Annotated in this window: 8 protein-coding genes; 3 read left to right on the top strand and 5 right to left on the bottom strand. The window is 74.4% G+C overall.

Annotated elements, in window-relative coordinates:
- Positions 1–7: 7 nt before the first annotated feature.
- The 4 genes from ACGFIB_RS22255 to ACGFIB_RS22270 are packed head-to-tail and all read right to left on the bottom strand — an operon-like array spanning position 8 to position 3,965.
- Positions 8–280: an acyl carrier protein gene (locus ACGFIB_RS22255; protein ID WP_142573789.1), complete on the bottom strand. Its 273-nt coding sequence runs from the start codon at positions 278–280 to the stop codon at positions 8–10.
- A gap of 31 nt (positions 281–311) precedes the next feature.
- Positions 312–1,622 carry a type III PLP-dependent enzyme gene (locus ACGFIB_RS22260; protein ID WP_393374592.1) on the bottom strand — a complete coding sequence of 437 codons (1,311 nt, stop codon included), beginning with the start codon at positions 1,620–1,622 and terminating at the stop codon, positions 312–314.
- Positions 1,619–3,004, bottom strand: coding sequence for a preATP grasp domain-containing protein (locus ACGFIB_RS22265; RefSeq protein ID WP_393374595.1), 1,386 nt, complete (start codon positions 3,002–3,004; stop codon positions 1,619–1,621). The genes ACGFIB_RS22260 and ACGFIB_RS22265 overlap by 4 nt, the downstream gene beginning before the upstream one ends.
- Before the next feature lie 13 nt (positions 3,005–3,017).
- Positions 3,018–3,965 (bottom strand): ketoacyl-ACP synthase III family protein, encoded by a 948-nt coding sequence (locus ACGFIB_RS22270; RefSeq protein ID WP_142573795.1) that lies wholly within the window; start codon positions 3,963–3,965, stop codon positions 3,018–3,020.
- Positions 3,966–4,176: 211 nt separating this feature from the next.
- Here ACGFIB_RS22270 and ACGFIB_RS22275 point away from each other — a divergent pair, with 211 nt between their 5' ends.
- A complete protein-coding gene (locus tag ACGFIB_RS22275) occupies positions 4,177–5,970 on the top strand; it encodes a condensation domain-containing protein (RefSeq protein WP_167748378.1) in 1,794 nt (597 codons plus the stop codon).
- The gene (locus tag ACGFIB_RS22280) at positions 5,967–18,365 is read left to right on the top strand and encodes a type I polyketide synthase (RefSeq protein ID WP_393374598.1); all 12,399 of its coding nucleotides are present in this window, start codon (positions 5,967–5,969) and stop codon (positions 18,363–18,365) included. Before ACGFIB_RS22275 ends, ACGFIB_RS22280 begins: the two co-directional genes overlap by 4 nt.
- Before the next feature lie 2 nt (positions 18,366–18,367).
- On the opposite strand, the gene ACGFIB_RS22285 is transcribed toward ACGFIB_RS22280, so the two are convergent.
- Positions 18,368–19,378 carry a LuxR C-terminal-related transcriptional regulator gene (locus tag ACGFIB_RS22285; protein ID WP_357249834.1) on the bottom strand — a complete coding sequence of 337 codons (1,011 nt, stop codon included), beginning with the start codon at positions 19,376–19,378 and terminating at the stop codon, positions 18,368–18,370.
- A 481-nt stretch (positions 19,379–19,859) separates the two neighbouring features.
- Here ACGFIB_RS22285 and ACGFIB_RS22290 point away from each other — a divergent pair, with 481 nt between their 5' ends.
- Positions 19,860–22,691 (top strand): helix-turn-helix transcriptional regulator, encoded by a 2,832-nt coding sequence (locus tag ACGFIB_RS22290; protein ID WP_393374601.1) that lies wholly within the window; start codon positions 19,860–19,862, stop codon positions 22,689–22,691.
- Positions 22,692–22,769 lie beyond the last annotated feature (78 nt).

The raw sequence follows: 22,769 nt of genomic DNA on the forward strand, positions 1-22,769 counted from the left end.
CCGTGCGTCAGCCGGCGTTGCCGGTGGCGACCAGGTCCACGAGCCCCTGAAGGTAGTCGACTAGGGTGCCGACGGTCCGGAAGCTGTCCATGTCCAGGCCCTCGGGGTCGATCTCGACGTCCATCGTGTCCTCTACGGCCATGAGCAGTTCGAGGATCGACGTGGAGTCCAGCTGGAGGTCGTCGAACAGCCGGGTGTCCTCCGTCACGCCGGGGATCTCCCGCTGGAGGACCTCGCCGATGGACCGGACGACGGCTGCGACGATCTCGGATCGGGTCATTGCCGGGTTTCCCTTCTCACTGTGGGACTGATCACTGTGGAGCTGTCTCTGCGGTGCCCGTCTCCGGGCCGCCGGCCGCCATAGTCGGTGGGTCGACGAGGATCTGCCGGCCCAGCAGGTCCTCCACCGTGTCGCGGTGCCGGACGAGGTGTGCGGTGGCGCGTGAGACGAGGACCTCGGCGGGATAGCCGTGGCTAAGGAACAGCACCGGTGACGAGGTGGGTCCGTAGGCGCCCGAGCGTTCGACGCCGATCAGGTCGCCCGGCCGCACCTCGGGCAGGGCCACCTTGCGGCCGAGCACGTCGTCGGGGGTGCACAGCGGCCCGGTGACGGTGTACCGGCGGTCGGCGAGCGCGTCGTGGTGGTCGATCGACCGGATGGGGAAGTTGCGCTTGACGAAGCCGCCCACCCCGACGGCGGCCATGTGGTGGTTCATCCCGCCGTCGGTGACGACGAACCACTCCCCCTTGGACTGCTTCACGTACCGGGCCCGGACGACGTACGTGCCGCAGCGGCCCGCGAGGTAACGGCCGAGTTCCATGATCACCCGGCAGCCCGGGTGCTCGGCCGCGAATTCCGCGACGACCGCGTTGACCCCCTCGGTCAACTGGTCGAGATCGAGATCCTTCTCGTTCTCGAAGTACGCGATGCCGAGGCCTCCGCCGATGTCGACGGTCTCGAGCGGGAAACCGAGCTCGGCGCTCAGCTCGCGCGCGGCGGCGAGAATGCCGGCGGTGTTCTGGACGATGCCGTCCGGGTCGAGGATGCGGGTGCCCATGTACGCGTGTATCCCGATGACGCGTACGTTGCGCAGGGCGCGCAGCGCCGCCCCGCTTCGCAGCAGCAGCTCGTGGTCGATGCCGAACTGCCGGGGCTTGCCGCCCATGGACAGCCGGGCGCCCTTGGTGCTGAACGCCGGGTTCACCCGCAGCAGGGCCCGGGTCCCCGGGCGGCTGATCCGGTCGAGCGCGGCCAGCTCGTCGAGCGACTCGCAGACGACGGCCGCGATCCCGTACTCCAGGCAGGCCCGCAGCTCCTCCTCGGACTTGCCCGGCCCGAGGAAGATGACGTCGGACGGCTGCGCCCCGGCCCAGCGCGCCGTGGCGAGCTCCGCCAGGGAGGACACCTCGAGGCCGGCGCCGAGCGACCGCATGACGGCGCAGACGCTGACGTTCGGGTTGGCCTTGGCTGAATAGAAGACGTCGACGGCCGGATGGAGGCGGCGCCGGAGCGCGGTGTAGGTCTCGGCCAGCACCTCGGCGTCGTAGACGTACAGGGGGGTGCCGAACCGATCGGCGAGATCCGCGACCGGGATGCCCTGGACTGCGTACGCGTCGGTCATGAGCCCTCCCTGGGCTGTAGCACACCGGACAGGGCGGCCCGAGCGGCTTCGTCGAGCGCCGCCAGCCGGTCGTGGTCGGGAGCGGTGAGCAGGGTGTAGAGCCGGCCCTGGTACGGCGGGCCGTCACCGGTCCCGGCGTTGACGGTGCCGGCGTTGACGGTGCCGAAACAGGTGACGACGACCCGGCCGCCCGGCGCCGGGGACAGCAGCGGGCCGAGGACCCGGCGCAGGTCGTCGAAGACGATCGGCGCCGCGGTCCGCACCGGATAGTGCCGGGCCAGGGCGACGTGACCCGGCTGATGGAACAGCTCGGTCATCCCGCCCTGGTAGGTCGACATGTTGAGCCTCGCGTTGATCTCCAGAACGGGGTGGACCCGTTCGTCTTCCGCGACGATCGCGTCGATGCCCGCCACCCCGAAGAACCCGTCGGCGGCCAGCCGGCCGCCGACCTCCGCGGCGGCGCGGCGCAGCAGCGCGTGCTGGTCCGCGCCGAGATCGGGAGGCATGAGATGCCCCTGGTGGACGCCGCGCTCGGTCAACGCCTGCTTGACGAAGTCGAACCGCACGTCGCCGCGGCGGTCGACGGTGATCTGGTAGTTCAGGTCGGCGCGCTTGGGGATCCAGCGCTCGACCACCACCGCGAGCCGGTCGTCACCGGTGCGGGCCGCGCGCCGCTCCACGATGCGCAGCAGCCGGTCGGCCTTGGCCGGGGTGTCGAGCACGACCAGGCCCTTGCCGGAGACTCCGTAGGCGTCCTTGACCACCACCGCCCCCGGGACGCCGGCGGCCTCGGCGAGCGCGTCCCGCAGCTCGCCGAGCGACTCGCAGCACCATCCGGGCACGGCGGGCAGCCCGAGCTCCTCGGTGATCCTGCGGCTGTAGATCTTGCTGTTGACTCGCTCGAACGTCGTCGCGTCCGGCACGGCCAGCGGCACCTGGGCGGAGACCGCCAGTTTCTCCTCGGACTCCGAGGTCCCCATCGGCATGAGCCGTGCCCCCCGCCGGCCGAGAAGGCTCAGCCGGTCGAGCGCGCGCGGAGAGTTCAGCAGATCCTCCGCGGTCGGCCTGTCCTCGGTGGTCGTCTCCGGCACGAGCACCGCCGGGAGGCCGACCCCGAGATCCTCCTCCAGGTAGCGGAGGTAGCCCTCGTCCGGCGCGTGTTTGACGACGAGGACGTCGCCGGGCCCGGCGAGCAGGATGCCGAGCTCCTCCATCCGCTGGACGATCGCCGTGGGCGTCGCCGCGGGCGCCGGCAGGCCGACATGGTGCCGGGCCCACTGCGCCTCCACCTCGAAGTTGCACAGGAACGCCAGAGGCGTGGCCGGGTCCCCGGTCAGCGCGGTCTTCAGCCGCCGGAGGTAGTCCGTGCTCTCACGTGTCACAGCGTGTTCCCTCCTATCCGCCGATCACCATCGCGGCGTACGTCGCGCCCAGGCCGACGGCGGCGAGCAGGTACACGCCGTCGTCGCGCAGCCGGCCCTCGTCACGCATGCTGGCGAGATTGATGAACGGATCCGATCCGAAACAATGGCCATATCGGGGCACGTTGTCGAGATATATTCGCTCGACCCCGAAACCCAGCTCCCGAATCACGCCCCGCCACGACGAGTTGTTCACGTTGTGCGGCACGATCATTGTTATTTCCTGCGGGCTCAGGCCCGCCTCGTGAACGGCCTGGCGAATGATCTCGACGACGGCCGGCGTGTAGGAGGTGAAGAATTCCGCGAGCACGTCGGGTTGCGGGCGGTACAACTGCGCGTATTCGCCACGGGTCCGCACCGCGTACGACCGGATGCGCCGGCCGGCGCCCGCCACGCCAACCAGGCAGGCGGCCGACCCCTCCCCCATCACCGTCGTGTTGGGGATCACCGAGAAGATCCGCGACGACGCCTTCTCCCCGGTCACAACGAGGGCGCGCCCGTCGGTGTCTCCGTCCGCCAGCAGCAGTTGCACCGCGATGTCGACGGCGGCCAGCCCGCTGGCGCAGTTCTGCTGCGTGACCGCGAACGCCTCGGCCCTGGGCAGGTCCAGCCTGCGGCACAGCTCCTGCGCCGTGCTGACGTGCGCGGGCGCGACGTCCGGGGCGGTGTGCGCGTAGACCAGGTAGCGGATCCGGTCGCGGTCGGCCGCGGTGGGGACGAGTGCCCGTGCCGGCGCGACGAGCAGATCGATGAGGTCGAGGTCCGGATCCATGGGCAGCCGTGCCAGACCGTGGACGCGCTGGAACACCCGTAGCTGGTGCCGGTTGATCCCGAGCCGGTCGGCCACCTCCTCGATGGCGACCGACCGGCTCGGGACGAAACCCTGCACCGCCTCTATGGCCGGGACGGGGGCGGTGGGCATGAAACGCGCCTCCACTGCTCACGTGATCGAAACGATGCACACGCTAGGCCCGACCACCCCCGGAGCAATATTGGGGTTTTCCCTACCGTTGCCCGCCGGACGGCGGGACGGGAGATGTAGGGGTTTCCCCAATAGGCCTCCGATCCGCCGGATAATTACTCTCCGCATGAAATTCGTCGAACGCCCGGGTGCTGAGTGCTCAGGAGGCGGCATGGGTGACCTGACTTTCACCGAACGCATGCTTGTTAAATACGCCGGAGAACGCGCGGTGGAGGCGCCGTTGACACTCGGGCAGATCAACACCCTGGAATGGCTCGGCGACGACACGCGGGCCGGGCTGTACCGGATGATGGAGTGGGCCGTCACGGTGCCGGACGGGACCACGCTGGACGACGTGGCCGAGACGCTCGCCGTCCTGGTCGAGCGCCACGAGTCGCTGCGGACGTCCTGCGTCACCGGCGATTCGGCACGCCAGCGCGTGTCGGGCTCGGGCCAGGTGGCCGTCGACGTGTACGAGACCGCGGCCGGCGCCGGCTCGCCCATCGACCCGGTGGAGGTCACCGATCTCATCTCGGCGCTCCAGGCCAGGCCCGTGGACGACGTGGGGGATCCGATGCTCCGCGCGGCGGTCGCCGTACGCGACGGCGCCATCCGGCTGGTCCTCATCGCGTGCAGCCACCTGGCGGTCGACTGCGAGAGCCTGGCCGTGGTCGTCCGGCAGTTCAACTGGTTGATCCGCCATCCCGCCGAGCGCCGCGCCGGGCCGCTCACGCACCAGCCCGTCGACCAGGCGGCCGCCGAGCACTCCCCACGCGGCCGGCGCCGCGCCGAGGCGTCGCTCCGATACTGGGGGCAGCACATGTCGCGGATGCCGCAGAGCGTGTACGCGATGCCCCGGCCGACCGGTGGCGGCGAACGCGAGGTGCGCCACGACTACGCGGTGCCGGGCGCCGCCTCCGGCGAGGGTGACCCGCTCGGCTGCTGGCTCGACTCGCCCGCGCTGCGGCTCGCGCTGCCGCACATCGCGGCGCGCACCCAGACCACCCTGCCCATGGTGCTGTCGGCCGCCTTCTGCGCGGTGCTCGCCTGGCGCACCGGCAGCACGGACCTGGTCTTCGCCTCGCTGGCGAACAACCGGATCGGCCGGAACCTGCACGACTACGTCGGCACCCTGGCGCAGGACACCCTGCTCGCGGTCGACGCCGGCACGACCAGCTTCGACGAGCTGATCCGGCGGGCCGGCAGCGGGACGCTCCGGGCGGCCATGCACGGGCTGTACGACGTCAAGCTGCTCCAGAGCCTGCAGTCCGAGATAGGCGACCGCCGCGGCGTGCTGTTCCAGCGGGACTGCGCCTGCAACATCAACCTCTTCGACTTCGACGGCGAGACCCGGCCGGCCGGGCCGCCGGAGGCGGCGCGGGACGCGCTCGCCCGGACCGCCCTCCGCTGGCACGTGCCGCCGTACTTCCGGGTGCTGCTCCTGCTGCGGGTCATCGACTCCGACGGCGAGCCGCTGCTCGGCCTCACCACCGGCCACGCCGATCTGGTGCCCGCGGCCGAGATCGAGTCGCTGCTGCTCGGGATCGACCGGCTGCTGGCCGCGGCCGCCACCGGGGACGTGGATCTGCGCCGGATGACCGAGATCACCGGGCTGACACCGGTCACCCGCGGCCCGGAGTGGCAGCGGGTGGACGGCTGCTGGATCGAGTTGCCGGAGGTGCAGCGACTGGTCGACGACGCCGTCCGGGTCCCGGCCCGGGTGATCGCCGTCCCGGACGACGACGGCCGCCCCGTCCTGACCGCCTACATCACCGCCGGCGGCCCCGTCCGGACACCGCGGGAGGCCCATGACGCCTGCATGAGCCTGCTGACGGGCCGGTACACCGCGATGGCTCCCGGCCGGTACGTGATCTGTGCCGGGCCGCCCGGCGATCCGGACGACCCGGCGGCCTGGCGCCGCAGACCCGTCCTCGCCGAAGGCGACGGCCGGGAGGAGCAGCGGTGAGCCACGCCGAACCGATCGCCGTGCTCGGCCTGGCCTGCAGGCTTCCCCAGGCGCCCGACCCGGACGGATTCTGGCGGCTGCTGCGGTCGGGCACGGACGCGATCACCGATCCGCCTCCCGGCCGGCCGGAGGCCGCACCGGGACACCGGCGAGGCGGGTTCCTCGAAGGGATCGACGAGTTCGACGCCGAGTTCTTCGGGATCCCGCCGATCGAGGCCGCCGCCATGGACCCGCAGCATCGGCTCATGCTGGAGCTCGCCTGGGAGTCGCTGGAGAACGCCCGGATCGCGCCCACCTCGATCAAGGATCACCCGGTCGGCGTGTTCGTCGGCACGATGTCCGGCGACTACGACACGGTGCTTCACCGCAACGGGCCGTCCGGGATCACCCACCACACCCTGACCGGCTCCAACCGCGGCGTCATCGCCAACCGGATCTCCCACCACCTCGGCCTGCGCGGGCCGAGCTTCGCCGTGGACAGCGGCCAGTGCTCGTCGCTGCTGGCCGTCCACCTCGCCTGCGAGAGCCTGCGCGACGGGGAGGCGGAGCTGGCGATCGTGGGCGGGGTCAACCTGACCATCGTGCCCGAGAGCACGGTCGGCGCGGAGCGGTTCGGCGCCCTGTCACCCGACGGCCGCTGCTTCACCTTCGACTCCCGCGCCAACGGGTACGTGCGCGGCGAAGGCGCCGCGGCCGTCGTCCTCAAGCCGCTGCGCCTCGCCGAGGCCGACGGGGACCGCGTCCACTGCGTGATCCTCGGCAGCGCCGTGAACCACGACGGGAGCGCCGGCGCTCTCACCGTCCCGAACCGCGAGGCGCAGGAGCGGGTGATCGAGCTCGCGACGCGCCGCGCGGGCGTCGGCCGGACCGAGGTCCAGTACGTCGAGCTGCACGGCACCGGCACCCGGGTCGGCGATCCGATCGAGGCGGCCGCGCTCGGCGCGGCCCTGGGGACGGGGCGGCCGGACGGCGACCGGCTGGCGGTCGGCTCGGCCAAGACCAACGTCGGGCACCTGGAAGGCGCGGCCGGAATCGTGGGGTTGCTCAAGGTGGCCCTCAGCCTCGCCCACCGGGAGCTCCCGCCGAGCCTCAACTTCGTCACGCCGAATCCCGCGATCCCGCTGGAGCGGCTGGGCCTGCGGGTCCAGACCGGGCTGTCCCCCTGGCCGAAGCCCGACCGGCCGCTGGTGGCGGGCGTCTCCGCGTTCGGCATGGGCGGCACCAACTGCCACGTCGTGCTGGGCGAGGCTCCGGCACGGCGTCCGGCGCGGAGTCCGGCACAGCGTCCGGCACGGCGTCCGGCGGCGCGCGCCGCCGCCGACGGCCTGCTCCTGCCGTGGGTGCTGTCGGCGAGGACCGGGCAGGCCCTGCGCGCCCAGGCCGGACGGCTCATGGAGTTCGCCGAGGCCGACCCGCGGCTCCTGCCGATGGACGTCGGGCGCTCGCTCGCCGTGACGCGGGCGCCCCTGCGGGAGCGCGCCGTCATCCTGGGCGCCGACCCCGCGGAGTTCCTGACCGGCCTCGCGGCGGCGGCGCAGGGCGCACCGGCCGGGAATCTCCTCCGCGGGGACGCCGGCGAGGAGGCCGGGCTGGTCCTCGTGTTTCCCGGGACGGCACCCGGCGACGTCCTCGACCGGCTCACCGCGCCGGGCGGTTCGATGGACGCGGCCACGCCCCTCGGGCGGATGTTCCGCCGCCACCTGGACGAGTGCGCCGAGGCGCTCGCGCGGCTCACCGGCCGCTCGCCCCTCGACGTGTCGCGGAGCGCGCCCGGAGCGCCCCGCTCCGAGATGCCGGAGGCCGCCCGGTCCGCGTCGTGGGCCGTCGCGGTGGCGTTCGCCGCGACGCTGCGGTCGTTCGGCGTCCGGCCCGACGCGGTCGTCGGCCACCTCGACGGAGAGATCGCGGCCGCCTGCGCGGCCGGTCTGCTGAGCCTCGACGAGGGCGCCGAGCTGATCGCCGGCGGCGCGGATCGCGGACGTGGCACGCCCTCCCCGGCCCTGCCCGGCGACGGCGCGATCCCCTGCCACTCGACGCGTACGGCCGGCCTGCTCGACCGGGCCGCCGTCGGCTCCGCACCCGCGGACGCCCCCGATCGGCTCGGTCCACTCGTCGGCGCCCTGGTCCGCGAGGGACACCGGGTCTTCATCGAGGTCGCGGCGGAACCCCTGCTGAGCGGCGCGATACAGGCCGCACTCGACGCGTCCCGCGAGAGCGGCACGGACGGCGGCACGGACGGCGGCACGGACGGCAGCACGGTCCTCGCCGCCGGGCCCGACCGCGCCGGTGTGCTGCGCTCGATGGCCCTGGCCCACGTCCACGGGGCGGACGTCGACTGGTCCGCCGTCTTCGCGGACGAGGCGGCCCTGGTCGACCTGCCGACCTACGCCTTCCAGCGCACGTCGCACTGGATCGCGCCGGCCGCCGGGGCGACCGGCCCCGGCCACTCCCCCGCCGCGGCCACGCCGCCGGCCGGCGACGCCGGCGCGTGGAGGCACATGATGTCCGGCCTGCCGGAGGCGGAACGGCGCGAAACGGCGATCGCGCTGGTACGCGCGCAGGTCGCCGGCGTTCTCGGCCATTCGTCGCCGGAGGCCGTCGCCGTGCGGCACACTTTCGGCGACCTCGGCCTCGACTCCGTCACCGGCGTCGAGCTGAGCCACCGCCTGAGCGCCGCGACCGGGCTGCGCCTGCCGGAGACGCTGATCTTCGACCATCCCACGCCGATCGCGCTCGCCGAGTATCTGGCCGAGCATTCGGCCGGGCATCTGGCCGCGCCTTCGGCCGGGCTGACGCCGCACGCCGCGGACGACCCCGCGCCGCCGGCCACCACTGCCGCCGCCACCGCCGCCGCCGCGGCCGAGGCCGGCGAGCCGATCGCCGTAGTGGCGATGGCCTGCCGGTTCCCCGGCGGCGTACGCTCGCCGGAGGATCTGTGGCGGCTGGTGGAGTCCGGCGTCTGCGCCGTCTCCGGTGTGCCCGCCGACCGTGACTGGCAGATCCCCGCCGTCGGCGGCTTCCTGGCGGACGCGGCCGGCTTCGACGCCGGCTTCTTCGGTATCTCGCCGCGCGAGGCGCTGGCGATGGACCCGCAGCAACGGCTCATGCTCGAAGTCACCTGGGAGGCCCTGGAACGGGCCGGGATCCCCGCCGAGACGCTCGCGGGCAGCGACACCGGCGTCTACGTGGGCGCCATACCGCAGGAGTACGGCCCGCGCGCGCACGAGGGGCCCGACGAGCTCAAGGGCTACCTCATGACCGGCGGCACCGGCAGCGTCATCTCCGGCCGCATCGCCTACACGCTCGGCCTCGGCGGCCCCGCGGTGACCGTCGACACGGCCTGCTCGTCGTCGCTGGTCGCGGTGCACATGGCCTGCCAGGCGCTGCGACTGGGCGAAAGCGATCTGGCCCTGGCCGGCGGCGTGACCGTCATGGCCTCTCCCACGATGTACACCGAGTTCGGACGGCAACGCGGGCTCGCGGCCGACGGCCGGTGCAAGCCGTTCGCCGCCGCGGCGGACGGCACGAGCTGGGGTGAGGGCGCGGCGCTGCTGGTGCTCGAACGGCTGTCCGACGCGCGGCGCAACGGCCATCCGGTCCTGGCGCTGGTCCGCGGCAGCGCCGTCAACCAGGACGGCGCCAGCAACGGGCTGACCGCGCCCAGCGGCCTCGCCCAGCGGCGGGTGATCCGCGCGGCCCTGGCCGCCGCCGGGCTCGGACCCGCGGACGTGGACGCCGTCGAGGCGCACGGCACCGGCACCTCGCTCGGCGACCCGATCGAGGCCGAGGCCCTGCTGGCCACCTACGGCCGGGACCGGCGGGCCGACCGGCCGCTGCTGCTCGGCTCCGTGAAGTCCAACATCGCGCACTCCCAGGCCGCCGCCGGCGCCGCGGGAGTCATCAAAATGGTCATGTCCATGCGCGCGGGACTCCTGCCCAGGACCCTGCACGTCGACGAGCCCACCCCCCGTGTGGACTGGTCCTCCGGCGCCGTCCGGCTCCTGACCGAGCCGGCCGCCTGGCCGGACACCGGCCGCCCCCGCCGCGCGGCGGTCTCGTCCTTCGGCATCAGCGGCACCAACGCGCACCTCATCGTCGAGCAGGCCCCGGCCGCCGGGCCGCCGCGGACCGCGCACGCCGACGACGACCCGCCCGCGGCCTGGCTGATCTCGGCCAAGACCGAGCCGGCCCTCCTGGCGCAGGCGCAGCAGCTCAGGGACTACGTGGCCGCCCGACCCGGGCTCGACACCGACGCCGTCGCGCACGCCCTCGCGTCGGGCCGCACCGTCTTCGAGCACCGCGCCGTGATCACGGCGGCCGACCGATCGGGCCTGCTGGCCGGCCTCGGTGCGCTCGCCGCCGGTGAGTCCGCTCCCGGCGTGCTCCGCGCCGCCGGCCCGGTCGGCAGGACCGCCTTCCTGTTCGCCGGGCAGGGCAGCCAGCGGCCCGGCATGGGCCGTGAGCTCTACGAGGCGTCCGCGGTCTTCGCGGCCGCGCTCGACGAGGCCTGCGCGCACCTCGACGCACACCTGGACCTGCCGCTGCGCGACGTCATGTGGGCGCCCGCCGGATCGGCCCGCGCGGAGCTGCTCGGCCAGACCCGCTACACCCAACCGGCGCTGTTCGCCCTGGAGACCGCGCTGTACGCGATGGCCCGGGAGCGTGGCATCACCCCGGACTATCTCATCGGCCACTCGATCGGCGAGCTCGCCGCCGCGCACGTCGCGGGCGTGCTCTCCCTGGCCGACGCCGCCACGCTGGTGGCCACCCGCGGGCGGCTGATGCAGGAGTTGCCGCAGGGCGGCGCGATGGTGTCCATCCGGGCCTCCGAGGACGCCGTGCTCGGTCTGCTCGCCGGGCACGAGGACAACGTCGGCCTGGCGGCCGTCAATGGCCCGGCCTCGGTCGTCGTCTCCGGCGACACCGACGCCGTGCTCGCCGTCGCCCGGCGCTGCGCGGAGCTGGGCTGGGCGACCCGGCGGCTGGACGTCAGCCACGCCTTCCACTCACCGCACATGGACGGCATGCTCGACGGCCTCGTCGACGTCGCGGCCGGCCTGACCTTCCGGCCGCCCGCGATTCCCGTCGTCTCCAACCTCACCGGCCGGATCGCCACCCCGGAGGAGCTGTGCTCGCCCGCGTACTGGGCGCGGCACGCGCGCGAGGCGGTGCGTTTCCTCGACGGCGTCCGCCGGCTCGCCGAGCAGGGCGTCACGTCCTACCTGGAGCTGAGCCCCGACGCCGTGCTCGCCCCGCTCGCACGGACCGCGCTCACGGCCCCGATCCACGACGGCGCGGCACCCGAACCAGGCGCGGCGCCGGCGGTCATGGCCGTCCTGCAGCGCGGGCGCCCCGAGGCCGAGACCGCCGACCGGGCCGTCGGCTGGGCACGCGCGCGCACCGCCGGCGTCACGCGGCCCCCGGGCCGCGCAGGGCGGCCGGACGCCTGCACCGACCTGCCGACCTACCCCTTCCAGCGCCGGAGGTACTGGCTGACCGGCACGTCCGGATCACGGCCGTCCCCGGCCGGCCCCGCCGAAGCGCGCTTCTGGGCCGCCGTCGGCGACGGCGACCTCGGCGCCGTCGCGGACGCGCTCGGGATCGCCGGCGCGGACGAGCGGTCGTCGCTGCGCGCCGTCGTGCCGATCCTGTCGGACTGGCATCGGCGGCAGCGCGGGCAGGCGGCCGCCGACGGGTCGCGGTACCGCGTCGCCTGGCGGCCGATCCCCATGACGGCGGCTCCCGCTCCACGCGGCACCTGGCTCGTGGTGGTTCCGGCCGGGTACGCCGGCCACGAGTGGGTGACCGCGTGTGCGAGCGCCCTCGGCGACGGAGGCGCGGACGTCCGCGTGATCGCCGACGGCGACGGCGACGGCGAGACCGGCCCGGAGGCGCTCGCGTCGCGGCTGCGCGCCGCGCTCGGTGACGGCGCCGCGGCGCCGGGCGGGGTGCTGTCGCTGCTGGCGCTCGACGACCGCCAGGACCCGCGTCACCCGGAGATCTCGCGCGGCCTGTCCGCGTCGCTGACGCTGGTGCGGTCCCTGGCCGGCGCCGCGCTCGGCGCCCCGCTGTGGCTGCTCACGCGGGGGGCGGTCGGCACCGGTCCCACGGATCCGGTGGAAAACCCCGCCCAGGCGCAGATATGGGCACTCGGCCGATCCTTCGCCCTGGAACACCCGCGGCTGTGGGGCGGCCTGGTCGACCTTCCCGCCGACATCCGGTCCGCGCATCTGGTGCGTACGGCCCTGACCGCACCGGGTCACGAAGAGGAGATCGCGATACGCCCCGCCGGGCTGTTCGGACGCCGCCTGGTGACCGCGCCGCGGCCGGAGCCGGCCGCCGAGCCCTGGCGTCCCCGCGGGACCGTCCTGGTCACCGGCGGTACCGGCGGCCTGGGCGCGCACGTCGCCCGCTGGCTGGCCGCCGCGGGCGCCGGCCATCTGGTGCTGGTCAGCCGCCGGGGCAGGTCCGCGCCCGGCGCCGAGGCCCTCGAAACGGAGCTCACCGCGGCCGGCGCCGCCGTCACCATCGCCGCCTGCGACGTGGCCGACCGCGCCGCGCTGGCCGGCCTGATCGCCACCGTGACCGCCGGGCACGGCCCCATCAGGTCGGTTTTCCACACGGCGGGCGTCGGACGGCGCGTACCGATCGCGGAGCTCACGGCGGATGAGCTCGCGGCGGCCTGCACCAAGGCGGCCGGCGCCGCCAACCTGGACGACCTGCTCGGCGAGAGCGCGCTGGACGCGTTCGTGCTGTTCTCCTCGATCGCCGGCGCCGGCGTGTGGGCCACCACCGGCCAGGCCGCCTATGCGGCGGCCAACGCCTTCCTCGACGCCCTGGCCGAGCGGCGCCGCGCGCTGGGCCGCACCGCGACCTCGCTCGCCTGGGGACTGTGGGCCGGGCCGGGAATGGGCGCGGACCCCGCGTTCGCCCGCCACCTCGCCCGGCACGGCGTCGAGGCGATGCCGCCCGAGCGGGCGATCGCCGCCCTCCAGGCCGCCCTGGACGACGACGCCACCTGCCTGACCGTCGCGGACATCGCCTGGGAGCGGTTCGTGCCGCCGTTCACCGCGGGGCGCACCCGTCCGCTGCTCGACGACCTCGCGGCGGCGCGGGAGGCGCTGAGCCCTCCGGCGGACGCCCCGGACCAGGCGTCCGGTCCGGGGCTGCGGCAGGAGCTCGCGGCCCTGCCCGCCGTCCGGCGGCGCCCGCGGATCCTGCAGGTGGTGCTGGGCCACACGGCGGCGATCTCGGGCGACTCCGCCGGGGCGACCGACCCGAGCCGGCCGTTCCGCGACCTCGGGTTCGACTCGCTGATGACCGTCGAGCTGCCGGAACGGCTCACCGCCGCCACGGGCCTGGCGCTTCCCGCCACGCTCGCCTACGACCACCCGACGCCGGCCGCGGTCGCCGATCACCTGTACGCCGAGCTCACCGGCGAGCGCTCCCCCGTCGCGGGCCCGGCCGGCGCCACCGCCGCGTCCGAGGACCCCATCGCGATCGTCGCCATGTCCTGCCGGTATCCGGGCGGCGTGCGCTCCCCCGAGGACCTGTGGGACCTGCTCGCCGCCGGCACCGACGCGGTGTCGGAGTTCCCCGCCGACCGTGGATGGGACCTCGACGGCCTGTACGACCCGGAGAGCGCGCGCCCCGGCACGTCGTACACGAACCTCGGCGGCTTCCTCCACGACGCGGGGGAGTTCGATCCCGCGTTCTTCGACATCACCCCGCGCGAGGCCGTCGCGATGGACCCGCAGCAGCGGCTACTGCTCACGCTCACGTGGGAGGCCCTGGAGCGCGCCGGAATCGACCCCGCCACCCTGCGCGACAGCGACACCGGCGTCTTCGTCGGAGCCTCGTCGCACCAGTACGGCGGCGGCGGCGCGCACGTTCCCGAGGACGTCGCCGGTCACCTGCTGACCGGCACGGCGGCGAGCGTGAACTCCGGCCGCGTCGCCTACAGCCTCGGCCTGCGGGGACCGGCCCTGACGGTGGACACCGCGTGTTCGTCGTCCCTGGTCGCCGTGCACCTCGCCGTCCGGGCGCTCCGTTCCGGGGAGTGCGGCATGGCACTGGCCGGCGCGGCCGCGGTGATGGCCACTCCCATGGTCTTCACCGAGTTCAGCAGGCAGCGCGGGCTGGCCGCCGACGGCCGGTGCAAGCCGTTCGCCGCGGCCGCCGACGGGACGGCGTGGGGTGAGGGGGCCGCGATGCTCCTGCTCGAACGGCTGTCGGACGCCACCCGCAACGGTCACCGGGTCCTCGGACTCATCCGCGGCAGCGCCGTCAACCAGGACGGCGCGAGCAACGGGCTGACCGCGCCCAACGGGCCGGCGCAGGAACAGGTCATCGGCCAGGCCCTCGCCGCCGCCGGGCTCGAACCGGCCGAGGTGGACGTCGTGGAGGCGCACGGCACCGGCACCACGCTCGGCGACCCCATCGAGGCCGGGGCGCTGCTCGCCGCCTACGGCCGGGACCGGGACGCGCGGCTGCCGCTGCTGCTGGGATCGGTCAAGTCCAACATCGGGCACACGCAGGCGGCGGCCGGAATGGCCGGCGTCATCAAGCTGGTCATGGCGATGCGACACGGCGTGCTGCCGAAGACCCTGCACGTCGACTGGCCCACCCCGCACGTCGACTGGTCCTCGGGGGCGGTCCGCCTGGTGACCGAGCCGACCGCCTGGCCCGGCACGGGCCGGCCGCGCCGCGGCGCGGTCTCGTCGTTCGGCATCAGCGGCACCAACGCCCACGTCGTCATCGAGCAGTCTCCGCCGGAGGAGGCGCCCGAGCGCGTGTCCGGGACGCGTCCGGAGGAACCGGTCCCGGTGCCGTGGCTCGTCTCGGCGCGGTCCGAGACGGCGTTGCGGGCGCAGGCCGGCCGGCTGCGGGAATTCGCCCGGCGTCGCCCGGAGCTCTCCCCCAATGACATCGCCCACGCGCTCGTCACCACCCGGCACGCGTTCGAGCATCGCGCCGCCGTGACCGGCCGGACCCACGCGGAGCGCGTCGAGGCGCTGGACCGTCTCGCCGCCGGCGAGGAGCATCCCGGCATCGTGCGCGGGGTCGCGAAGACCGCGCCGACGGCCTTCCTCTACTCCGGGGGGAGCGCCGGGGAAAGCGCCGGGGAAAGCGCTGGGCAAACCGGTGCCGCGCTCGACCTGTACGACGCGTTCCCCGTGTTCGCCGCGGAGTTCGACGCCGCCTGCGCCGCGCTGGACGTCCATCTGGACGCGCCCCTGCACGACGTGCTCCGCGACGCCCCGGACACGCTCAGGGACGGCCGCTCCGCCCACGCGTACGCCGCGCGGTTCGCGCTCGACGTCGCGCTCACCCGGCTGCTCGAACACCTCGGACCGGTGCCCGAGCACGTCCTCGGCGTCGGAAGCGGCGCGCCGGCCGCCGCGTACGTCGCCGGCGCCCTGTCCCTCACCGACGCCGCGGCTCTGGCCACCGCCCTCGGCCGGCTCAGCCGGCGGCCCGGCGAGGAGGCGGCGCTCGGCGAGTTCCGCGCGATCGTCGAACGCATCCGGTTCGGCGAGCCCGCCATGTCGATGGTCTCCCCCTCGACCGGCCGGCTCGTCACCGCCGCGGATCTGGCCGTCCCCGAGCACTGGACCGGCCGGGAGGCGACCGCGCCTTCCGACGTCGTCCGGCTGCTCGCCGAGAGCGGGGCCGGCCGCGTCATGGTCCTCGGTCCCGCCGCGTTCGCCGACCAGCCGGACACGGCGATCCCGGTCGTACGGCCGGGGCACGGCGCGGTGCGGGGCCTGACCGCCGCGCTGGCCGACGCGTACTGCCAGGGCCAGGCCGTCATGTGGCGCGACCTCCTCCCCACCGAGACGGGCGCGCCCGTCGACCTGCCCACGTACGCCTTCGACGACCGGCGGTTCTGGCTGCCGGTCTCCGGCCGCGGCCGGGCCGCCGACGGACCGCCGGCGGCCGAGCGCCATCCCCTGGCCGACCAGGCCATCGAGCTCGACGACGGCGGCATGCTGTTCACCGGTGGCTTCTCGGCGCGCACGCAGCCGTGGCTCGCGGACCACGAGGTGCACGGTCATGTCGTCGTGCCGGGTGTGACGTTCCTGGAACTCGCCGCGTGGGCGGCCCGGCAGAGCGGCTGCGCCGGGGTCGTCGAGCTGACCCACAAGGCTCCGCTGATCGTGCCGCAGGACGGCAGGGTCGAGCTACAGCTGCGGACCGGGCCCGCCGACCCTGCCGGGCGGCGGGGGTTCTCACTGCGGTGCAGGAGCGAGACCGCGGCACGCGGGCGTCCCTGGTCGCAACTGGCCACCGGCGTCCTCGGACCGGCCGGGACCTCCGGCGTGCCGTCACCGCACGCCGTCGTCCCCGACGGCGCGGTCCCGATCGAGGTCGGCGACTTCTACCAGCGGTTCAACGCCCACGGCCACTACGGCTGGGGTCCGGTGTTCCAGAGCCTGCGCGCCGCCTTCCGGCACGGCGACCATCTCTACGCCGAGCTCCGGCTGCCGGAGGACCCGCGCCTTCGCTCCGGCCCGTTCGACCTGCATCCGGCCCTGCTGGACGCGGTGATGCACGGGCTCGGCCTCGACGGCGCGCCGGAGTCGCTCATCGACCTGATCAGCGACGGCGGAGACGGGACCCTACGGCCGCGCATCCCGTTCATCTGGAACGGGGTCGCCGTATCCGGGCACGGCGCGCGCGAGCTGCTGGTGCGGATCTCACCCGCCGGCCCCGGCGCGGTGTCGATCACCGCGTGGGACGAGGCCGGCCGGCCGGCGGTCGTCGTCGAGTCGCTGGTCATGCTGCCCGTCTCGCCGAAGCAGCTCGGAAGTTCGTCCGGCCGCCGGGGGGCGTTGCACCGCGTCGCCTGGCAGGTCGCCGAGCCGCCGCGCGAAAAGCCGCGCCCCGTCGTCACGGTGCCCGGTGGCGAACCGTCCGCCGCGCGGGCGGCGATCGCGGCGGAGGCGGAGCCGCCGGCCGCGGTGGTCGTCCCGCTGCCGCCGGACGACATGACGCCCGCCGCCGCCCGCCGCGCGACCCACCGCACGCTGGAGATCGCCCAGCGGTGGCTCTCCGACGACACCCTCGCCGGCGTCCGGCTGGTCTTCCTCACGCGGCACGCGGTCGCCGCCCTCCCCACCGACCCGGTCGAGGACCTCGCCAACGCGGCGTCATGGGGCCTGATCCGCTCGGCCCAGGCCGAGAATCCGGGCCGGTTCACGCTCGTCGACCTCGACCGGACGCCCGAGTCCGAGGACGCGATCGCGGCGGCGGTGGCCACCGGTGCGCCGCAGGTCGTCATACGCAACGCGACCCTGTACCGGCCGGAGCCCACGCAGGTCCCGCTCATCACGGGCCGGACCGGCCGGCCCCTCGACCCGGGCGGCACCGTGCTCGTCACCGGGGGAACCGGCGGTCTCGGCGCGCTGTTCGCCCGGCACCTCGTCACCGAACACGGCGTGCGCCACCTGATCCTGGCGAGCCGCCGGGGCGACGCCGCGAAGGGCGCCGGCGCGCTCGTCGCCGAACTGGCCGGCCACGGCGCCGAGGTCAGGGTCGTCGCCTGCGACGTCGCCGACCGCGCCGCCGTGCAGGCCCTGCTCGCCGCGGTCGCGGCGGACCACCCGCTCACCGCGGTCGTCCACGCCGCCGGCGTGCTCGACGACGCCGTGGTCACCGCGCTCTCCCCGGAGCAGGTCGACGTCGTCATGCGGCCCAAGGCGGACGGCGCGTGGCATCTGCATGAGCTCACCCGCGGGCTCGACCTGGACGCCTTCGTGCTGTTCTCCTCCGTGGCGAGTGTGCTCGGCACCGCGGGCCAGGCGAACTACGCGGCGGCCAACGGTTTTCTCGACGCCCTCTCCCACCACCGCCGCGCCCTCGGACTGCCCGCGACGTCACTCGCCTGGGGGCTGTGGGACACCGACGGCATGGGCGGCGGCCTCGGGCAGGCCGACCTCGAACGGATGCGGCGCGCCGGGATCAGGCCGCTCTCGGCGGAGGACGGACTGGGGCTGTTCGACGACGCCCTCACGGTGGCCGAACCGCTGCTCATGCCGGCCGATCTGGACCTCGCGGCGACACGTACCGAAGGGGTGACCTCGCGGGACCCCGCGGCCACGCCGATGCCGTCGGGCCTGTCGCCGGACGAACGCGACGCGTTCCTGCTCGACCTGGTCGTGGGGCACGTCGCCGAGGTCAGCGGCCATTCCGACGACGTGATCGAGCCGGACGCCACCTTGTTCGAACTCGGCCTGGACTCGCTCATGATCGTGGAACTGCGCAACCGCCTGGCCTCCGCCAGCGGGCTGGCGCTGCCCGCGAACGTCGCGTTCGACCATCCGACGCCCGCGGCCCTGGTCGATCACCTGCGCGACCGGCTGCTCGGGGAGCGCCGGCCGGTGGACGCGTGACGTCACGAGGACGGCGCGTCCACGCACACGTCGGTTTCGGGCACGGGGTAGTGGAACCAGCCGCGTTCCGCCGCCTGTGCCCCGGCCTGGAACCGGCTGCGGGCGCCCAGCCGGTTCATCAGGTCGGCCGTGATCCGGCGGCACGTCCTGGTGGAGATCCCGAGTTTGCGCGCGACCACCTCGTCGGTGTGCCCCTCGTACAGGAACCTCAGCAGTTCGCGCTCCTGGCCGGTGAGGCCGTGGCGGTCGCGTGCCCGGGGCGCGCCGAAGTCCCGGCCGCGTTCCCACAGCAGGTCGAACAGCGTGCGCATCGCCACGACCATGCCCGCGCCGCGGACCAGCACCGCGCCCAGCGCGGTGTGCTCGGAGTCGACCGGGACCATCGCGACCTCCCGGTCCACGATGATCATCCGGATGGGCAGCACGGGAACGGTGCGCACCCGGGCGCCGAGCCGGGTGAGCCGGCGGGCATAACCCGACGTGGCCGGATCCCGATCGATCGTGTCGAGGCAGAGGGCGCGCACATCCACCCCGCGTTCCAGCATCTGCCTGTCCGCCGACCGGCTCGCCGTCATGCTCTCGGCGGACTGCGCGCCGATCGGCATCAGGGACAGGAACTCATGGCGCGCGTCACGCGCCAGTTGCACCGACCGCTCTCGGACCGCGTCGATGTCCGCGAGGCGTTCGAGGACATCGCCGGACGCGTGACGGGTGATCGCGTACTCGGCCGCCAGCACGGCGATCGCCGCCCGGCTCTCCGCGATCTGGTTCTGCTGCCGGACCAGCTCGGCCTCTTGGTGTTTGACGAGGGCTTCCAGCGCGATCTCCGGGCTCACCGGGCACAGCGCACCCGGGCTCTCCCGCGACGGCCGCAACAGCGAGAGCCGTTGCAGACAGTCCAGTGCGGCCCGGACGTCGTCCTCGTTCAGGTCCAGCCGCAGCCCCAAATCGGCGACCGTGCTGTCCGGCTCCGCCAGGACGGTAAGGTAAACCGATTCGCTGGTAGCGTCCAAACCGAAACCCTGGAGCACGCTGTTACGGCAATGCCTGCGAATCAACATGCCATTTCCCTCGCACACCGCCGGCAGTTCGCTGTATCGCGTCACATGGCAGTTATCCGGCGCTGAGCATCGCGGCAGCCTGCCAGGCACCGTCATATTAAGGCTGCCCTGCCAACTCGTCTCCGCGGCGCCGGTTGCCATCTGCTTTGGCAACCGGGCAGGTCGGCGGAGCGTGTGGACCGGTCCGACGGGAAGTCGTCAAACGCTCACGGAGCGTGGACGCGCGGGTGGCGACGCCATTTCAGGAGCGGGCGGCGGCTGACAACATCCTGCCAGGACACCTCTTGCCAGTCGGCGGCCGCTGACATTCCGGCGACCATTCTGTAAAAGTTGTGGGAGCGCTCCCATTGCAATCCGCCGATCGTTTCACAGCTGCGCCCGAAAGCCGGCCAGCAAGCACCGGACAAGAGTGCGAGGCAGTTGAGTGACAGATATGAGTGCGCTGCCGCGGTGGTATCCGGCGCCCGGAAACACGGCTGCCGCCGCGGCGCCGGATCGATGTCGGCCGACGGGTCCGCTCATCGGACGGGAGGCACAACACCGGGAGATCGAAGCCGCCGTTTCCCGCTTGTCGAAGGGCCGCCCCGCGCTCATCGAAATCAGCGGGGATCCCGCGATGGGCAAGACCGCGTTACTCGCCGAGGTGACACGCGTCGCACGGGTGGCGGGAATCGCCGCGTTCACCGGCCGGCCGCACCCGGCCGACGGCGATCTGGCGTTCGGAGCGATCGTCGACGCTCTGGACGGTCCGCTCTCCGCCACGCGGAGCGGACGGCTCGAAGGGCTGACGGCGGTCCATCTGGACGTGCTGGCGGCCGTCTTCCCCTCCCTGGCCGCGGGCGCCGGCGCGCCTCCGGAGGCCACGGCGCCCCACCGCACCGGTCACGCCGTTCGCGTGCTCCTGGAGGTGCTCGCCGCGTCCCGGCCGATCGCCCTCGTCCTCGACGATCTGCATCACGCCGACGCGGGCACCGTCGACGTGGTGTCCCGGCTGATGGCCACGCCGCCGCGCGCCCCTGTGCTCCTGGCCTTCGCGCACCGCCCCCGGCAGGCGTCCCCGCGACTGCGCGCCGCCGCGGACACGGCGCGGGAGGTCACCCGTCTGCGCCTGCAACCGCTGGCCGAAAGCGACGCCCTCACTCTGGTCGACGAGGACCTGCCCGCGGAATGGCGCAGGGATCTGTATCGCGCGAGCGAGGGCAATCCGGGTTATCTCGGAGCCCTGACCGATCTGCTGCACGGCGGCCCGCCCGGCATCGACGAGGCCGACATCGCCCCGGTGCCGCCGTGGTTCGCCTCGCTCGTGACCACCGAGGTCGCCCGCCTGTCGGCCACGGGGAGACTGGTCGTCGCCGCGTGTTCCGTGCTCGGCGACCCTCTCACCGTGCCGTTGGTGGCCGCGGTCGCCGAGCTAAACGAGCAGGACGCCTATCCGGCCATCGACGAGATCGCCTCCCACGACCTCATCCGTCTCGTGGCGGGCACCGGGCGGTTCGAGTTCCGGCACTCGCTGGTGCGTCGCGCCGTCTACCACGACGTGAGCCCCGGCTGGCGGCTCGGCGCCCACGCGCGGGTGGCTCGGCTGCTGACCGGCCGTACGTCCGGCGTCGCCGGGAGTGCGATCGAGGGGGCCGTCGAGAGGGCGCCGCACGTCACGCGGATCGCCACCTCGCGCGACCTCGGCGCGGCCGCGCTGCTCGCCGCGGCCGCCGACGACATCGAGACGGCGTGTCCTCGGCGGGCGGCCCAATGGCGGCGGGCGGCCCTCGACATGCTTCCAGGTGATCTTCCCGGCGATGACGACGAGCGTGCCGGCGGCCGCGTCGGCCTGCTGCTCGCGCTCGGCAGAGCCTGCGCGTCGGCGGGGCAGCCGGAGCAGGCGTCCGACGCCTTGGCCGAGGCCCTGCGGCTGCTCCCCCCCGGCGTCCACGGCCTGCGCGCCGCGGTGGTCGCGGAGCGCGCCCACCTTCTGCACGACCTGGGCCGATCCGGCGAGGCCCGCGTCCTGGTGGGCGCCGAACTGGCGCACACCCGGCATGAGGCCGATCGCGCGGCCCTGTCGTACGAGCAGGCGTGGCTCGAAACGGTGAGCGGTGACCCCGCCACGGCGTGCGACGACGCCGCGCGGGCCGGCCGCATGGCCGATCGGCTCGATCTGCGCCTGCTGGACTGCGCGGCGCGAGGGACTCTCGCCGTCGCGGCGGTGCTCTCGGGGACACCGTCGGCGGGAAGACTCGACGAGCTCCCCCGAGCCGCCGCGGTCCTCGGCGCCCTCACCGACGACGAACTGGCCATGCGCCCCGACGCGCCGCTGTGGATCGGCTGGGCCGCGCTTCTCCTCGAACGCCCGCACGACGCGATACAGCATCTCGATCGCGCCGTGACCGTCAGCCGGTCGGCGGGCCGGTGGGCCGTCGAATGCCACGCGCTGGTGGCGCGGGTCATGGCGCTGTGCGCCGGCGACCGGCTCACGGCGGCCCAGGAGAGCGCCGACGAGGCCGCGCAGGCGGCCTGGCGGTCGGGGAGCGCCACGCTCCGCTCCTACGCGCAGGCGGCGCGCTGCCTGGTCGCGGCCCGCATGGGCGACCTCGACACCCTGCGACACCGCCTGGCGGCCTCCGGCCCGCCGGTGGTGCGTGGCTGGCCCGGGGCGCTGGCCGCCGAGATGGTCGCGGAGGCGAGGCTGGCCGCGGGCGATCCCGACGGCTGCCGGAGCCTTCTCGAGATCGCCGGTGAAGAACGCGCGGCGGGTCCGGCGGCCGGGGTCCGGCGATGCGGGCTGCTCGCCCGCGCGGCGCTCGACGCGGGGCGGCCCGACGTGGCCGGCCGATGGGCCGCCGCGGCCGAGGCGCTCGCCGCCCGGTTCGAAGCCCCCGCGCCGGCGGCCGTCGCGCTGCTCACCCGAGCACAGGTCCTTGCCGCCGCCGACGCGACGGCCGGAGCGAAGGCCGCGTCCGACGCCGCCGCCGCGCTGGACGCCGCCGGGCTGACGTGGGACGCGGCGCGGGCCAGAAGCGTCGGGGAGGCGCTGCGGCGCTGCGGCCCGCCCGGGGACCGGCCGGGCGCCGCCCCCCTCACCGAACGCGAACGGCAGATCGCCGGGCTGGTCAGTGAAGGGCTGAAGAACCGGGAGATCGCCGACCGGCTCTACGTGACCCAGAAGACCGTGGAGATGCACCTGTCGCGCATCTTCGCCAAGCTCGGCGTGTCCAACCGGGTCGGCGTCGCCCGCGCGCTCTACGCGACGTCCGTGAAGCCGGGGTGACGCGCCGCCGCGACACCGGCGTCCCGCGGCCGGGCGGACCTTGATTGTTTACCGAAGACGGGGCACCGCGAGGGCAGG

Origin of the sequence: Microbispora bryophytorum (genome assembly GCF_043197435.1) — a bacterium.
Taxonomy (GTDB): domain Bacteria; phylum Actinomycetota; class Actinomycetes; order Streptosporangiales; family Streptosporangiaceae; genus Microbispora; species Microbispora bryophytorum.

What these genes read in the sequence shown, in the direction of transcription:
- ACGFIB_RS22255 (WP_142573789.1), bottom strand. Translation starts at nt 280, where the DNA reads ATGACCCGATCCGAGATCGTCGCAGCCGTCGTCCGGTCCATCGGCGAG.
- ACGFIB_RS22260 (WP_393374592.1), bottom strand. Translation starts at nt 1,622, where the DNA reads ATGACCGACGCGTACGCAGTCCAGGGCATCCCGGTCGCGGATCTCGCC.
- ACGFIB_RS22270 (WP_142573795.1), bottom strand. Translation starts at nt 3,965, where the DNA reads ATGCCCACCGCCCCCGTCCCGGCCATAGAGGCGGTGCAGGGTTTCGTC.
- ACGFIB_RS22275 (WP_167748378.1), top strand. Translation starts at nt 4,177, where the DNA reads ATGGGTGACCTGACTTTCACCGAACGCATGCTTGTTAAATACGCCGGA.
- ACGFIB_RS22290 (WP_393374601.1), top strand. Translation starts at nt 19,860, where the DNA reads ATGAGTGCGCTGCCGCGGTGGTATCCGGCGCCCGGAAACACGGCTGCC.